Origin of the sequence: Paenibacillus sp. FSL K6-1122, from assembly GCF_037977015.1 — a bacterium.
In the GTDB taxonomy this organism is placed as follows: Bacteria; Bacillota; Bacilli; order Paenibacillales; family Paenibacillaceae; genus Paenibacillus; species Paenibacillus amylolyticus.
The window spans coordinates 2,733,130-2,749,105 of sequence record NZ_CP150272.1 but is presented as its reverse complement, the minus strand read 5'-3'; the positions used below and the strand labels follow the sequence as shown (position 1 = coordinate 2,749,105).

The window sequence follows — 15,976 nt, the reverse complement described above, 5'->3', positions numbered from 1 at the left end:
AATCATGTTGTTCGTTTAAGCCACTTATTCATAAATCCCCTGATTCCTGTCAAGGTTCCGGATCCCGGAGTTGCAGGTACAGCCAGATAACGAAGAGCAAGTTTCTCTATATCTTTAGAGGCTTTGGCATTGGGATAAGCCAGACTATAGGGCATTTGCCTTTTAACCGCCTTGACTACCTGAGCGTCTTCTGAAATATACCCAAGTAGCGGAATATCCGTCTGCAAAAACCGCCTCGCCACTCCAGCTATTTTTTCTGCCACCCGTTCCGCTTCTCGTTCGTCTTCCACCCGGTTAACGATCATCCGAAAGGGCGTAGCATTTTCCTGGCCGTGCATAACTTTGACTAAAGCATAAGCATCGGTTATTGAAGTCGGTTCAGGTGTAGTTATAATCAGGCATTCATCAGCAGCACCGATGAACTTCATATTCTCTCTGGAGAGTCCTGCACCAGTGTCAAAGATGACATAATCCATTTCCTGGGCAATATCCTCGACTTGACTGGCGAAAAACTCCAGATCACGATCAGACAATGAGAATAACTCTTTCATGCCCGATCCTCCAGCAATGTAAGGCAAGCCACTGGCACCCAGTTGTATGATTTCCCTTATGGATTTTTGTCGGTACAACAGGTGGTAAAGATTACAGGAAGAAGACGTACCCATAAGAACATCAATATTAGCCATTCCAATATCAGCATCAAATACAAGTACCTTTTGCCCCAAAGCCTGCAATGCCAAGGCAAAGTTCAGTGTGAAATTGGATTTGCCAACACCTCCCTTACCACTGGCCACAGTAATGATTTTCGAGGATCGAATATCTCGCTCAATGCCTTCCATTTCCAATGGCGCGGAGACCATACTTCGAAGTGTAGCTGCCTGATCCTTCATTGTGACCATTCTCCCAGCAACTGTTTGGACAACGAATCTGCATCTGGTTTCAACAAATCGTCCGGAACATTTTGTCCATTTGCCACATATGCGAGCTTGAGTGGAAAACGGTGTAACAAGTTAAATAGCGGACCGCAGCTCCCAGTCTCATCCATTTTGGTGAAAATCACCTTATCCAGTCCATATTTACTGAAATGTTCCGTGATCTGCACCATATCAGCACTTTTGGAAGTCATACTCATGACCAGAAAGGTTTCGCTATTCTCTACAGGAGCAAGCAAACTTTGCAGTTCTGAAACAAGTAATTCATTTCTGTAGTTTCTACCCGCAGTATCCATAAAGATCAAATCACAATTCTCTAATCGAGAAATGGCACGTTGTGTATCACCAGGCGATTGCACCACCTCAAGTGGAACATTCAGTATAGATGCATACGTCCTAAGCTGTTCTACCGCCGAGATCCGATACGTATCTGATGTAATGAATCCAACTTTACGCTGTTTTTTGAACATTTGTTCAGCAGCCAATTTTGCAATTGTCGTAGTTTTCCCTACACCGGTTGGTCCAGCTACATAGACGATTCGCGTGGTAGGAAGAATGCCTTCTTCAATACGTTGCTCCAAAAAGTGCATAACCTCAAGCTTCACTATTTGCTCTACATCCTGTTCTTTCAATCCATTCTCAGACCATTTTGCTTGAATTGAATCAAACCAGGATTCCCATACTTCAGGCCAAACATCTTGTTCTGTCAAACGTTCACGGATCGTATGCAGTTCCTCTGGCACAGGGTCTGCAGAAGTACCTTGCTTTGAAAGCCTGGTCACCATCTGTTTAAGATCCTGCAATTCAGTCATCAACTTATCCTGTTGCAGATCTGAACCTGTTGGCTTCGGACCAGTTGTTGAACCCGAAAAATCCGCCCCTTGCGGTCGCGGTTTATGATCCGTGCTTGAAGAACCTGAGCCGCTGTCTATGTTTGAACCGATATTACGCGATTCAAACACAGACGGTGCAGCCGCAGATTGGTCCTGTACACTTTGATCAGCTGTATTCGTTGTCACCGACTCATCAGAAGCCGCAACAAACGAACGAGCTGTTTGCCGATAAGCCTCAGGTACAAATGCACGAGGTACAGGTGTGAATTGATTTTGTACTGGCTTTGTTGTTTGCTTGTTTTCTTCCTTATCCACTGCAGCTACAACTTCGATCCGTTTTTTGCGAAACATTCCCATTACACCGCCCACCTTAATCTCTTTGGTGGACAGAATAACGGCATCACTTCCCAGGTCTTTGCGAATTTGAAGCATAGCTTCGGGCATGGTCTCAACAACGTATTGTTTTACTCTCATAAGTTCACCACCCCGATACTTTGAATTTCAACATTCGGCTCCAACTCGCTGTAGGAAAGCACAGGAATGTCCTGCATAGTACGTTCAATAACCTGACGCAGATACATCCGAATGGTTGGAGAAGTTAATACAACAGGTTGTTGACCTGATTGAATCAAACGGTTCACTTGTTCACTGAGCTTCTGATATACACTTTGTGTAGATACAGGGTCAAGCGCAAGATAACTGCCTTGATCCGATTGTTGCACACTTTCAGCAATTTTCTTCTCAAGACCAGGTCCAACCGTGATCACTCGAAGTGTCTCACCTTTCTGTGAGAACTGCTGAGTAATCTGACGTGAGAGGGATTGTCTGACGTATTCAGTCAGCACATCAGGATCTTTCGTATACGTACCATAGTCAGCTAGTGTCTCGAAGATGGTAACCATATCTCGAATAGATATTTTCTCACGCAATAACTTGGCAAGCACTTTCTGTACATCACCAATGGAAAGTAGAGAAGGGATCAGTTCATCCACAAGGGCAGAATAGTTCTCTCTGAGATTATCCACAAGTGCTTTTGTCTCTTGTCTACCAAGTAACTCATGCGCATGTTTCTTAATCAGTTCCGTCAGATGTGTAGCCACAACGGAAGGCGGATCAACGACCGTATATCCTGCAAGTTCGGCTCTGTCTTTGGTTACTTCATCAATCCATAGTGCCGGAAGTCCAAAAGCAGGTTCCGTCGTTTCAATACCTGTCACAGACTCCTCATCATAGCCAGGACTCATGGCAAGGTAATGATTCAACAACAGTTCTCCGCCACCTACCACATTACCCTTGATTTTGATAACATACTCATTGGGTCTGAGCTGGATATTATCTCGAATCCGTATGACCGGAACGACCAACCCCAGTTCAAGAGCACACTGCCTCCGAATCATAATGATCCGATCCAATAAGTCCCCACCCTGCTGATTATCAGCAAGTGGTATTAAACCATAACCAAATTCAAACTCAATAGGGTCCACCTGAAGCAGGTTAATTACACTTTCAGGACTTCTAACCTCTTCAATCTGCTGTTCTTCTTCCAACTGTTCTTCCGCTACTTGTTTCAAATTCAGATTATTCTGCATACGCCACGCGGCATATGCCAAGACACCTGCCAACGGAAGCGTAGTAATAACATGAATTGGTGTGAAGAAACCGAGCATGGCAATAACGAAAGCTACGATATAAATTAGTATTGGATATGTAAACAGTTGCCCCGTAATATCATCTGCCAGGTTTCCTTCTGAAGACGCTCTGGTGACGATAAGTCCTGCTGCTGTGGAAATAAGCAGAGCCGGGATTTGGCTTACCAATCCATCTCCGATAGTCAGTACAGAGTACGTTGACATTGCATCTGCAAAAGCCATCCCATGCACAGTCATACCGATTATAAATCCACCAATGAGATTGATCAGGAGGATGATAATACTTGCAATTGCGTCACCTTTTACGAATTTACTTGCTCCATCCATCGCTCCATAGAAATCGGCTTCACGTTCAATTTTGGAACGACGCTCACGAGCTTGTTGCTCGTTGATCAGACCCGCATTCAGATCCGCATCAATACTCATTTGTTTACCAGGCATCGCATCAAGGGTGAATCGGGCAGCAACTTCAGCTACGCGCTCAGACCCCTTTGTAATAACGATAAACTGAACGACAACGAGGATCAAAAACACGATAAATCCAATTGCAATCTGTCCTCCAGCAATCCAGCTACCAAAGGTAGCAACTACAGCTCCAGCATCCCCTTCACCAAGAATTAGCTTGGTAGTCGAAATGTTCAGAGCCAGTCGGAATAGTGTAGTGATCAACAGCAAAGCTGGAAAAATAGAAAACTGCAACGCTTCTTTGCTGTTCATTGCAACAAGGAGTATCATCAGTGCAATTGAAATATTAACGACCAGCAACAAGTCCAACAGCCAGGTTGGGATCGGAAGAATCATCATCAACACAATGCCAATGATACCCGCAAGGACAGCTATATCTTTAATCTTCAATGAATGTACGGCCTCCGATCCCCTTTTATTTCGTTCTGCCCTTTAGTTTATATACATAAGCCAGCACTTCAGCTACCGCTTGAAACAAATCGGCCGGTATAGCGTCACCAATCTCGGCTCTCTGGAACAATGCCCGTGCCAGCGGCTTGTTTTCCATCGTAATAACACCGTTTTCTTTGGCTATTTCCTTAATACGCAAGGCGACATAATCCTGACCTTTGGCAATAATCTGTGGTGCCTCCATCTCGGAACCTTCATACTTTAGCGCAACCGCAAAGTGGGTCGGGTTCGTGATGATTACATCCGCATTTGGCACTTCCTGCATCATACGCTGCATAGCCATACGACGCTGGCGTTCCCGGATTTTACCTTTGATCAGCGGATCACCTTCCATTTTCTTGTACTCGTCTTTGATGTCTTGCTTGGACATACGAATCTTCTTCTCATGGTCATACTTCTGATACATGTAATCAAATATCGCAAGTATCATTAATGCCACTGCAATCTTGATACCAAGACTTAAAGTGATCGACGCAGCGAAATGTAAAATAGCATCCAATGAAAAATGAGAAAGTGAAGCAATATCTGACTGGTAGCCTTTAATTGTACTGTAAACGAGATAACCGATAAGCGACATTTTCAAAATGGATTTAGCAAATTCCACTAATGAGCGGAGAGAGAATATATTTTTGAAACCTTTAATCGGGTCCAGTTTCTCAAGTTTTGGCTTCAAACCTTCCCCTACAAGAAGAAAACCAACTTGCATGTAGTTAACGATTAAAGCAACCAGTAACGCACCCAGCAAAACGGGAGCGATCAATAACAAAACTTCAATGCCATAGCGCATCATAAGCGCCATCACATTCTCTCCGGTGATATCCATACTCAATCGATTGATGAAGATATCTGTAAACAGACGAACTATACGTTCTTTATAGAAATTGCTGAATACCATCATGATCAAAAACACGATTAGGAGAATGGATGCGCCAGATAGTTCAGCGCTTTTTACAACCTGTCCTTTTTTTCGTGTATCCTGTCTCTTTTTCGGGGTAGCTTTCTCCGTCTTCTCCCCTGAAAACAACTGGAGGTCGAGTTGAAGTTTCATCCGTGTCTTTTCCTCCGTTTCACTCAGCCGGGCCTTTGTCCAATGGTTCCAAGCAATTTTTCCATCGATCTGAATATCGCTTCGAACAATTGACTAAATACAAAGGAGAAACTGGGAACCAGCAAAAGCAAAATAGCAAGACCAACGAGTAACTTAAGCGGCAACCCAACTGCAAATACATTAAATTGAGGAGCAGTTTTGGCCAAAAAACCCAATCCAACATCCGTCAAAAACAACGCAACTACAATCGGAGCCGACATCTGAAAAGCCAGCATAAATGATTGACCTAAGGTCTGAATCAAAAATTCAGCAATACTTCCATCTGCCAACCGTAGGAAAAACACATTAGATAATGGTACCCACCGGTAACTGTAAACTATCGCATCCAGCAAATAATGGTGACCATTCATTGTCAGAAACAGAAGCATAGCAAATGCATACTTCAAGTTACCCGTAAGTGGAGCTGAAGCACCTGTCATTGGATCGTATACATTGGCCATACCAAAACCGATCTGTAGATCGATAAAGGTCCCCGCAGTCTGAACAGCCGTCATCAACAGATAAGCCACAAAACCTAAAAGCAGGCCAATTAGAATCTCTCTGATGATCAATAAGACATAACTCAGGTCTGTGGGTACGGTCTGGTCTATTCCGTAAATCAGATAGACAGATAATGTGACAAATGCAGAGATACCTATTTTAACTGAAGCCGGCACATTTCGAGCCGAAAAAACTGGCGCAGTTACAAAAAATGATGTGATTCGACAAAACATAAGCAGAGCGACAGGGAAACTTTGCAACAATGTCTCCATCTGCTAAAGCCTACCCTATGTATCTGTATAGATTATCGAGAATGTTAAACGTGAAATCGACCAAGATATTTAAGATCCAAGGTCCAAACAAAAGTACTGACAGAAGTACGGCAACAATCTTGGGCACAAAAGCTAATGTTTGTTCCTGAATTTGAGTTGTCGCTTGAAAAATACTGATTGCAAGTCCTACAACCAGAGCTAGTATAAGCATAGGTGCGCTGGCCAGCAATGACGTGTATACCGCTTTCCCGGCCAGACCGATAATAAATTCCGAAGTCATGACCGTCCTCCTTTAACTTTCCGGATCAAGTGTTAAAACTCAGTAACAGTGACTTGACAACCAGATACCACCCGTCCACAAGGACAAAGAGCAGTATTTTGAAAGGTAATGAGATCATGACCGGCGGAAGCATCATCATCCCCATTGCCATGAGTGTACTCGCGACAACAATGTCTATAACCAGAAACGGAATAAAAATCATAAACCCCATCTGGAATGCTGTCTTCAACTCACTGATTACATATGCCGGCACCATAACAGTAATTGGGATATCCTGATAGGTCTTTGGTTGTTCAGTCTGATTGTACTTCATAAACAGCAGAAGATCTTTTTCTCTGGTGTGACTAAACATAAATTTCTTCATGGGATCCGCTGCTTTTTCAAGTGCCTCGGTTTGCGTAAGCTCTCCCTGGAGATAGGGCTGAAGCGCTACCTGATTTATGGAAGACAACGTCGGCGACATAATGAAAAGTGTCAGAAATAGCGCCAAACCGACCAGCACCTGATTGGGTGGCATTTGTTGTGTACCCAAAGATGTACGTATAAAACCGAGCACAATTACAATCCGGGTAAAACTGGTCATCAGTACAAGCATTGCTGGAGCAATACTAAGCACTGTAATTAACAGAATGATGGACAGTGAACTCGTGCTTGGTGTCCCTCCATCACCGTTTCCAATCTGAATATCAATATTCGGAATGGGTTCGGCAAAGGCAACCGTTACAGATGCCAGACTGATAAGTCCTAATAAACAACACGCTAACCAAATCTTTTTCTTCATGAATCCCTCGACCGATCTGTAGTATTGTCTTTATCCAGGAGCTTTTCCATCTTCTCTTTACGGTTAGGCATCTGCCGAAGTTTGGATTCAAACATTTCGTGAAAAGAAGTTGTGTCCTCTAGTTCCATTTCCCGCGGCGGTTCTTCTTTACGGAAACGTTTTGTGAGCTTGGCAATGAGAGGTGAGAGATTTCCTTGTTGTGCAGCAGCATCTCGTTCGAAGGAATCAATGATTCTTTGGGCCTCTTCCAGATCCGAAACCTTATCTATCAACTGGATGTCTTCACCTACACCAAGCAGATATACACATCCACCAATTTCCATAATTTGCAATGACTTGTTTTGCCCCAGTCCAACTCCGCCCAGGGTACGAATTGTGCCGTGCCGGAACATTTGCTGATTCCTTTTGTTTAGAAAACGGATCAGATAAACAATAAGGGCCAGGATGACGGCCAGGACAACAATCACCCATACAAGCTGTAAATAATAATTACTTCCCACGCCAGCTCCTCCTGGAATATCACCCTGAGCCATCATCATGTCTCTTAAACGCCCAGTGTCTTGCTGATCGCTTCGATAACCCGGTCAGATTGGAACGGTTTAACGATAAAGTCTTTAGCACCTGCTTGAATAGCGTCGATTACCATCGCTTGTTGACCCATCGCGGAGCACATAATTACTTTAGCGTTAGCATCAATCTTCTTGATTTCTTTCAAAGCTGCAATGCCGTCCATCTCAGGCATCGTAATATCCATTGTGATCAGATCCGGACGAAGCTCTTTAAATTTCTCAATTGCTTGTGAGCCATCCTGTGCCTCACCAACAACCTCATATCCATTTTTGGACAAAATGTCCCGGATCATCATTCTCATAAATGCAGCGTCGTCTACGACTAAAATTCGGTTTGCCATCTTGATTCAAGTCCTCCCTAAATTGTGCTTATTGTAATTTCTGAATTCGGTCCCATTGGCTAACGATATCTATAACACGAACACCAAAGTTTTCGTCAATAACGACAACTTCTCCCTTGGCGATCAGTTTGTTATTCACCAAAATATCGACAGGTTCCCCGGCTAACTTATCCAGTTCGACAATCGAACCCTGTGACAGTTCCAAAATATCTTTAATTTGCTTCTGGGTCCTTCCTAATTCTACGGTGACCTTAAGGGGAATGTCCATCAATAAATTCAAATTGTTTTCGTCTACCTGACCATACGCCCCATTTTGCAAATTGGCGAATTGAACTGGTTGTACGTTAACATTCCTATTTGGCATTCCACCGTAATGTTGAGGTGCACCATAAGGTTGCTGCGGTGGCATGCCATACGGCTGCTGTGGCGGCATTCCTTGAGGCATACCCATCGGGGCCTGTCCATATCCGTTATAGTCCTGAGCAGGCTGTTGTGGAGCCTGTGGAGCCTGTTGGTGCTGAACGGGCGGCTGCTCCGCAACCGGTGGTGGCGTTGCTGGTACAGCTGCTGGCGCAGGTTCAGGTGTTGATGCCACTGGTGCGCTGGCAGTTGACTCCTGAGCGCCTCCAATCAGCATATCTACCATGCTTTTGGCAAAATGTACTGGAAGCAACTGCATCAGATTGGAATCGATCAGATCCCCGATTAACAAACGAAATGAAACTTGGATAAGTGTCTCATCTGCTGGAAGATTACTTACACCCTCTCCACTCTCCAGATTGAGAATATCGATTCCCGGAGGGGAAATATTCACAAAACGATTAAAAATCGTGGACATTGAGGTTGCAGAGGAACCCATCATCTGGTTCATCGCTTCCTGTACTGCACTAATATGGATTTCATTCAGTTCTTCATCGACCGGATTTCCTTCTCCACCCAACATCAAATCAGCGATGACTTGGGCATCTCTCTTCTTGATAACAAGTGAGTTAATGCCTTCGAATCCATCCACGTAATTCACATGAACGGCAACATGTGGCTTAGGAAAAGCTTCTTCAAACTGCGTTCGACTAATGATAGAAACTTTAGGTGTTGTAATATCTACTTTGAGGCCTAATAGCGTGGATAAGGCTGTTGCCGCGCTACCAAATGTAATGTTACCAATCTCCCCCAAGGCATCCTGCTCCAGCTCGGTCAAAAAATCATCAACCGTCTTTTCAGCGGGTTCCGAGCTGTTTATCGATTCCGATTGCCTGAGCAAAGCATCGATTTCTTCTTGGGATAAATAATCCTTACTCGTCAAATTCTTCAACTCCTTCGGTGACAATCTTGTCTATTTGCACAGCCACACGGTCTTTGATTGTCCCCGGACTGCCCATGTATTTCAGTTTGTCACCCACTTTAATGGAAAGTCCCTCATCAACTGGTTTGTTCAACGTAATGACATCGCCAACGGACAGACCCAGAAATTCTGCAATTGAAATTCTCGATTCTCCCAATTCCGCAACGATTGGTAACTTGGCTTTGTTTACACGCTCTTTTAGAGCATCATACTCCTCCGGAGCTCTCGTTTTCTTCTCCGAAACAAACCACTGATGAGTTGACAACCGTGACATAATAGGTTCAAGAACGACATGCGGTATACATAGATTGATCATGCCTGTCGTGTCACCAATTTTGGTACTGAGCGAGATCAGAGCAATGGTCTCATTGGGAGATACAATCTGCATAAATTGCGGATTGGTCTCGAGCGCTTCCATCCTTGGGGAAATATCCAACACAGTCTTCCATGCTTCCTGCAAACTTTCAAATGCTCGGCTGAATATCCGCTCCATGATGGTCGTCTCAATCTCCGTCATGGATGCGATCTTGGTTGGAGCAATTCCGGTTCCACCAAGCAGGCGATCCAACATCGCATATCCCACGTTTGGATGGACTTCCATCACCATTCGTCCCTGTAGTGGCTCCGCTTCAAAAATGTTCAATATCGTCATCTTAGGAATAGAACGGATAAACTCATCATAAGGCAACTGTTCGACCTGAACGACATTGATTTGAACGAACGTCCGCAGTTGGGCTGAAAAATAAGTGGTGAGAAAGCGTGCAAAGTTTTCGTGAATACGAGTCAAGCTTCTGATATGGTCTTTGGAAAAACGCACTGCCCGCTTAAAATCGTACGATCTGATTTTCTTCTGAGTTTCTTCCTTCTTCAATTCTTCTGCGTCCATTTCACCAGAAGAAAGGGCTGCTAATAGGGCGTCAATCTCATTTTGTGATAATACATCCACCATGTTCTCACCCCCTTACAGGTCTACAGCGTGTTCTGTTCATTTACATTGGCGCCATTACAAAAGCTGAAAAACTGGTGCTGCTCAACTTACCTTCAGGTAAAGCTTCATTAATTAGTCCCGTCAATCTCTCATTAAATTGTACGCGGCCCTTCGCTGTAGCCAGCTCCTCAGACTTTGTATCCGCAAACGTCTGAATGATAATAGGCTTCACTGTAATTTCTTTGATTTTCTCGAAATCTTCTTTGGCTGTTTTGTCTGACAACTTGAATGAGAAGCTGACAACTACAACATGATCCGTATCAGCCAAATTGGTTTTAATTTCTCCAAGCTCAGAGGAAACCTCTACAATTTCATCCGCAGTCATCTTCTTAGCTTCTGAGGCTGCCGCCGTATGTGTGTCGTCCTTATTCCCGTTCTGTCCTTGCATAAATACAAACACAACCACCACAATGAGTGTTATCGCCAGCAACATTGTTGCAAGCCAGGGCATCATTTTTTTCATCAGGATTCCTCCGTTTGCTGCACTTTAATAGTGGCTGCCTGAACCCCGATTTCACGGTTGTAATCTTTAATCTTGGAAATAACGTCAGCGGCTTTTTCAAGCACAATCAGTCTCTTTCCAGTTACCAGAGTAATATACGTATCCGGCGTCTCTTCCACAATTTCAACCATCAGCGCATTTAACCACATGGGAGAACCATTTAACCGCGTAACCGAAATCATGCTAAGCCCCCTTAATCAGAGTGGGAGGAGCAAGCTCCCCCACGTTTTAAAAATTCATTAATCAGCTATTAACGTTTCAGGTTAACAACTTCCTGAAGTATTTCATCCGACGTTGTAATGATCCGGGAGTTTGCCTGGAATCCACGTTGAGCTACAATCATCTCAGTAAACTCTCCTGTCAAATCCACGTTAGACATCTCGAGTTGTCCAGCAATGATTGCTCCTGTTCCGTCCTCAGCACTGTTCGCAGTTAAAGGATCAAGAGTACCGTCAGGATTTGCGTTAGCTGTCATCCGGTATAGGTTACCCCCTATTTTTTCCAATCCTTCAGGGTTAACTACCTTCCCTATTCCAATTTGAGTATCGCCTTCGATTGTTCCATCAGCCATTGTCTGATTAATCATACCGTTCTGTCCGATTGTGAATGAAACAACATCATCCCCAATTGTAATGGGCTCTCCCTCACTACTTAAGACGAACAAACCATCTGAAGTTACAAGATTTCGAGCAGCATCAACATGGAAATCCCCTGCACGTGTCAAGTAAGGAATTTCCTGATCTCCACCCAAGGAGACAAGAAAAAAGCCATCTCCGTTAATACGTAAGTCTGTCGGATTGTTTGTAGTCATTGGGCTTCCTGCGAGATGCAGTGTATCTATAGATCCCACAGATACACCCAAACCGATTTGCTTTGCATTCACACCACCAGATGGAGCATCAGTTGGGGCAGTTACCCCTGCCGTAGTTTGGCTCATAATATCTTTGAACATAACCCGACTGCCTTTGAAGCCAACCGTGTTTACGTTCGCAATATTGTTACCAATTACGTCGAGTTTTGTTTGGAAACCCCGCATCCCGGAAACGCCTGAGTACATTGATTTCAACATTTTTAAAAATCCTCCCAGTCTTCATTTGGTTACCGCATCAGTCGGTCAGCGGCATTCCGGCTCCCGAGAAGGGCCAGCCGGTCAAGAAATGATTACGGCACTATCAATCTGAGTGAACACATTATTCTTCATGCTTTCACTATCCATAGCGGTAACCACAGTACGATTTTTGACATTGACGATAAAAGCCATATCCTGCATTAAAATCAATGACTCTTTGGCTCCTTTGGCAGCAGCTTTGTCCAAAGCAGAACCAATCTGTTCCATTTGCTCGGTCTTGAGTTCAATACCACGCTGTTCCAATCGTTTGGCAGCATGATTGCTCAATTTCAGAAGATTATCTTCCAGCACCTTTGCAAAAGGTTTTTCGGGTATAGCCGAAGCTTCTCCCGTTTTGGGTCTTTGAAGCATATTCGGTGTAATCGGGCCTGCGTATAATTGTCCAACCGTTATGCGATCACTCATATCGTTTTCCCGCTATCTTCTGTATCACCCGTTTCAGCGGATGATTCAACTTCCTGGCTCTCGTTCGTTTCAGGAGTTACATCCTGAACGTTCTGTACCGGAGTTTGACTCTCTTCTGCCTGTTTTGGATAATTCACCTGAATGATCTCATCCAGCTTAATCTCGTCGTTGCCCACTTTTGCATATTGAACGCTATCTCTTACAATGATGGAATCTACAATACCCTGACGAAGAGTTCCGTTATCATCTTTATTAGAAGAAAGCCAACTTACCTCCATGCCAATCATGCCGGATACAGCACCAAGGGACTGGTTCAATGTTTTAAGCTGCGTAGAAATATTGACCAGTTGTTCCACTGAGCTGAACTGTGCCATTTGAGCGATAAATTCCTTATCCTCCATTGGCTGCATCGGGTCTTGATTTTGCAGCTGGGTAATCAGGATTTTTAGAAACTGATCTTTACCCAATTCTTTTGTTGCAGCACTTGTGGTTGCTTTATTGGCTGCCGAATAGTTCGGCCAGGTATTATTCATTGAAACATTTTCATTAGCCATTTACTCACCTCATTTCTATTTAAGCCTCAGCACTAAACGTATCTCTCTGTAATTCGTTTCCTTCGACTTGCTCGCTACGCCAGTTACGCAATTCTTCTTGAATCCCTGCTGTAGCTATAGCATCATCCGATTGTTCCTCACGCTCACGCGAACGGCGTTGTTGCTGAGAGTTACTTCCCGGCTGACGGCCTCCGTCCTGATACATCTGTGATCCGATTGAACTGTTCTGGGTAACCTCAAGTCGTTCCACTTGAATTCCCTGGGCTTGAAGTGAAGAACGTAGCTGCGTCATTTGTTGTTCAAGCATGTCTTTAGCCATCGTATGTTCAGTCATAAACCGTGCAACCAACTGCCCGTTCTGCAAGGTAATTTGAACATCCAATTTACCTAGATGCTCAGGCCGAAGTGAGATGGTCGCCTCGGAAAATCCCTTTTGCTGGACAATATCCAGCTTATTAACAACAAACTGTGTCATTTCCTTGGCAAACTGTGATGTTTGCATTACAGGTTCAGCCGGTTTTCCTGCTGTAGTACCTGATGAACGCAAGGACAGCTCTCCTGCAGTAATGATGGTTGAGTGTTCCACTTCTCCACCTGCATTTGAAGTAGATGTTGTCTCAACCTCAGCTTTCACTTGGGTTCCAGAATTCGCCACTGCCGCAACAAGAACTTGTGGTACGACCGAATCCTGTTTGGATGTTTGAAGCCTAGTACTTGGAGCGACCTGTGCAATCTGATCCTTAACTGCAGTCAATGTATCCAGTATGGATTTCAGTTCAGTCCATCCTTTGTTACTAGTGGTATCCACTCCAGCCTCTTGAAGCTGACTCTGCAGAGATTGTAACAAATGTTTGAATTCAGGAGCGTTCTTCGCAACGTTACTCTCAGGATCATTCATTCCAGCTACTAATTGTGTAAGCATATCTTGCAGAACAAAACGTACTGCTGCCGGATGCTGCGACAGTTCAATTGCGGGTACTGTTTTTACGCTTTCCGCTCCGTTCGAAGACTCGTCGGAACCTTCTGCATTAGTACCTGAAGGATTAGTTAATTGTGTATACATCTGTTGAATCAGAGTTTGCATACCTGCAAGTAGAGCTGGGTCATTTTCCAAAGCTTCGTCAAGTGAATCCAAGTCCGTGAACAACGAATTCAGTATAGCTGTGATTGATGCCGCTTCTCCTTCTTCACTTGTAGCAAAGGAAAACAACAACGGATTGGCAGTTAAACTTCCAGTAGCGCTTGAACTATCACCTTCTGTGTTTCCTCCAGATAGCGATTGTGCAAGAGTTTGGAGAAATTCACCGCTAGCACCTGCAGCTGAACCTTTCGATTGTGCTCCGGTTGTCTGACCTGCTCCTGTTGCTTTTACAGTTGCTGTGGATGCCATTTGATATACAATCGACATTTTATTTTCACCTCCTCTCGGTTAAACAGTGTAATCCGATCTACTTGTTGCCCATTAATTTGTTCAAAATTTTTGCAGTTTCAACCGAGTCCTCTGAAGACATGTTCTCAAGCAATTGAGAGCGTGTTGCATCATCTACTGAATTCAGGATGGTCAATGTTTTGTCAGGACTTAACTTGTATGTTTCCAATAATAACTTGGCACCACTTGAAGCAGACATCGAAGCAAATGTTTGACTAAGCTGGTTTTTATCCAGGTTTTTGCTTGTGGTTGTGGATGCAGTTGAAGTTGCTGTGGTTTCTTTCTTCAATCTGGATTGCAGCGCATCCAGCGCCAGATCCCCGGACGGTTTGGCATCCTTCATCATCATGGTGACATCGGCTGCTGTTTTCGGGTCCATCTTTTCAAGCACCTTGGTCCGAGCAGATGACTGCATGGCATTCAACAACAATACCATTTCCTCATTCGTCATATTTTGCAAAATCGGTGCAGCTTTGCTTGGGCTCATGTCAGCATACATTTTAGCCAAATCTTTGATTTGTTTCTGATAATCAGATTCCGTTTCCGGCGTTGCTGCTGTAGCCGTTTCAGCCGCTTTTTCCGCATCATCCAACTTCTTCTGAAGGTCCGTGGCCTTCTTTGCTTCAGTTGTTGTCGCTTCCTGTGCTGCCTTGAGCTCTGTTTCTTTGGCAGTTACTTGGGATTTCAGCTTTTCGATTGTGGCTTCAGCACTTTCAACCTGCTGCTCACTCTTCTCCAGCTTCTCCTTCTCCGGATCCAGTACAGGATCAGGTACCCATTCCTTGACTACCGGTATCTTGTTGGCGAATTCAAACAAATTATTACGAATATCTACATTAAACAGCGTAAGTAGTACACCTAGCAATACTACGGTGAATACAATCGGGATTGAAATCATCAGAAACTTTTCCCAACCGCCTCCCGACTCTTTTTCCATGTCGCTATCATCTTTAACAGCCATCGTTTATTCCTCCTTCACGAGACAACTTCGCGTCCGGCTCACATCAATTCGCGCGTCCGGCTTTGGCAGCGAAGCGTACAGTAGCCATCTCGTCCAGATCGTTCTGTTCCCGGAGGAGCATCTCCTGCTGAAATTTGATCTTGGCCTTGTCTCTCGCTCCAAGCCATACTTTTTCATCAACCATCTTACCGTTCAGAAACGTCTGATTCCGTTGCACGTTGACCTGAGCATGTTTAACATCACTGTTTTTGCGTGAAATGCACTCGTCAAGGTGATGTACATAACGCTGCATCTCCTGCAGACTGTTTACAGACGCTGTATTTTCCGTAGCAGATTGGATAATGCCGATCAGATTACTTCTATCATTAAGAAGTTGTATCAGATGTTCTTCCTCCGTCTGAAGTTTACCGATCGCTGTGGATAACATCCACTCTGCCTGTGTTTTTTCATTACTCTTCAGGTCAACAACTTTCTGGAAATGATATCGAAATTTCATCGTTTACCCA

19 protein-coding genes are annotated in these 15,976 nt (G+C 44.2%); all 19 read right to left on the bottom strand.

Annotation, left to right across the window (positions count from 1 at the left end; genetic code table 11):
* Window positions 1–2: 2 nt before the first annotated feature.
* The 19 genes from NSQ20_RS12725 to fliJ all read right to left on the bottom strand — a co-directional run bounded on the left by NSQ20_RS12725 (window position 3) and on the right by fliJ (window position 15,966).
* Window positions 3–890, bottom strand: coding sequence for a MinD/ParA family protein (locus NSQ20_RS12725; RefSeq protein ID WP_340032686.1), 888 nt, complete (start codon window positions 888–890; stop codon window positions 3–5).
* On the bottom strand, window positions 887–2,239 hold the full coding sequence (gene flhF, locus NSQ20_RS12720) for a flagellar biosynthesis protein FlhF (protein WP_253507493.1): 1,353 nt from the start codon (window positions 2,237–2,239) through the stop codon (window positions 887–889). The genes NSQ20_RS12725 and flhF overlap by 4 nt, the downstream gene beginning before the upstream one ends.
* Window positions 2,236–4,269: a flagellar biosynthesis protein FlhA gene (gene flhA, locus NSQ20_RS12715; protein ID WP_036670372.1), complete on the bottom strand. Its 2,034-nt coding sequence runs from the start codon at window positions 4,267–4,269 to the stop codon at window positions 2,236–2,238. The genes flhF and flhA overlap by 4 nt, the downstream gene beginning before the upstream one ends.
* 25 nt (window positions 4,270–4,294) lie before the next feature.
* Complete coding sequence (gene flhB / locus NSQ20_RS12710) at window positions 4,295–5,377, bottom strand: flagellar biosynthesis protein FlhB (protein ID WP_174806417.1); 1,083 nt, start codon at window positions 5,375–5,377, stop codon at window positions 4,295–4,297.
* A 23-nt stretch (window positions 5,378–5,400) separates the two neighbouring features.
* Complete coding sequence (gene fliR, locus NSQ20_RS12705) at window positions 5,401–6,189, bottom strand: flagellar biosynthetic protein FliR (protein ID WP_036609353.1); 789 nt, start codon at window positions 6,187–6,189, stop codon at window positions 5,401–5,403.
* 10 nt (window positions 6,190–6,199) lie between these two features.
* Entirely contained in the window at window positions 6,200–6,469 is a 270-nt protein-coding gene (fliQ, locus tag NSQ20_RS12700) for a flagellar biosynthesis protein FliQ (RefSeq protein WP_017689172.1), read from the bottom strand.
* A 25-nt stretch (window positions 6,470–6,494) separates the two neighbouring features.
* Window positions 6,495–7,250 carry a flagellar type III secretion system pore protein FliP gene (gene fliP, locus NSQ20_RS12695; protein WP_036609355.1) on the bottom strand — a complete coding sequence of 252 codons (756 nt, stop codon included), beginning with the start codon at window positions 7,248–7,250 and terminating at the stop codon, window positions 6,495–6,497.
* A complete protein-coding gene (locus tag NSQ20_RS12690) occupies window positions 7,247–7,783 on the bottom strand; it encodes a flagellar biosynthetic protein FliO (protein ID WP_100529395.1) in 537 nt (178 codons plus the stop codon). Before NSQ20_RS12690 ends, fliP begins: the two co-directional genes overlap by 4 nt.
* An 11-nt stretch (window positions 7,784–7,794) precedes the next feature.
* A complete protein-coding gene (locus NSQ20_RS12685) occupies window positions 7,795–8,160 on the bottom strand; it encodes a response regulator (RefSeq protein WP_017689175.1) in 366 nt (121 codons plus the stop codon).
* 28 nt (window positions 8,161–8,188) lie between these two features.
* Entirely contained in the window at window positions 8,189–9,463 is a 1,275-nt protein-coding gene (gene fliY / locus NSQ20_RS12680; RefSeq protein ID WP_036609358.1) for a flagellar motor switch phosphatase FliY, read from the bottom strand.
* Complete coding sequence (gene fliM, locus NSQ20_RS12675; RefSeq protein ID WP_036609359.1) at window positions 9,453–10,451, bottom strand: flagellar motor switch protein FliM; 999 nt, start codon at window positions 10,449–10,451, stop codon at window positions 9,453–9,455. The genes fliY and fliM overlap by 11 nt, the downstream gene beginning before the upstream one ends.
* Before the next feature lie 40 nt (window positions 10,452–10,491).
* Window positions 10,492–10,953, bottom strand: a complete 462-nt coding sequence (locus NSQ20_RS12670) for a flagellar basal body-associated FliL family protein (RefSeq protein ID WP_036609360.1) — start codon at window positions 10,951–10,953, stop codon at window positions 10,492–10,494.
* On the bottom strand, window positions 10,953–11,174 hold the full coding sequence (locus NSQ20_RS12665; RefSeq protein WP_017689179.1) for a flagellar FlbD family protein: 222 nt from the start codon (window positions 11,172–11,174) through the stop codon (window positions 10,953–10,955). The genes NSQ20_RS12670 and NSQ20_RS12665 overlap by 1 nt, the downstream gene beginning before the upstream one ends.
* A gap of 68 nt (window positions 11,175–11,242) precedes the next feature.
* On the bottom strand, window positions 11,243–12,061 hold the full coding sequence (gene flgG, locus NSQ20_RS12660; RefSeq protein WP_036609361.1) for a flagellar basal body rod protein FlgG: 819 nt from the start codon (window positions 12,059–12,061) through the stop codon (window positions 11,243–11,245).
* An 81-nt stretch (window positions 12,062–12,142) separates the two neighbouring features.
* On the bottom strand, window positions 12,143–12,526 hold the full coding sequence (locus NSQ20_RS12655) for a TIGR02530 family flagellar biosynthesis protein (protein WP_036609362.1): 384 nt from the start codon (window positions 12,524–12,526) through the stop codon (window positions 12,143–12,145).
* Window positions 12,523–13,080, bottom strand: coding sequence for a flagellar hook capping FlgD N-terminal domain-containing protein (locus NSQ20_RS12650; RefSeq protein ID WP_017689182.1), 558 nt, complete (start codon window positions 13,078–13,080; stop codon window positions 12,523–12,525). Before NSQ20_RS12650 ends, NSQ20_RS12655 begins: the two co-directional genes overlap by 4 nt.
* 19 nt (window positions 13,081–13,099) lie before the next feature.
* Complete coding sequence (locus NSQ20_RS12645) at window positions 13,100–14,488, bottom strand: flagellar hook-length control protein FliK (RefSeq protein ID WP_051449694.1); 1,389 nt, start codon at window positions 14,486–14,488, stop codon at window positions 13,100–13,102.
* Window positions 14,489–14,528: 40 nt separating this feature from the next.
* On the bottom strand, window positions 14,529–15,470 hold the full coding sequence (locus NSQ20_RS12640; RefSeq protein WP_036670365.1) for a DUF4088 family protein: 942 nt from the start codon (window positions 15,468–15,470) through the stop codon (window positions 14,529–14,531).
* A gap of 43 nt (window positions 15,471–15,513) precedes the next feature.
* Window positions 15,514–15,966 carry a flagellar export protein FliJ gene (fliJ, locus tag NSQ20_RS12635; protein WP_036670362.1) on the bottom strand — a complete coding sequence of 151 codons (453 nt, stop codon included), beginning with the start codon at window positions 15,964–15,966 and terminating at the stop codon, window positions 15,514–15,516.
* Window positions 15,967–15,976 lie beyond the last annotated feature (10 nt).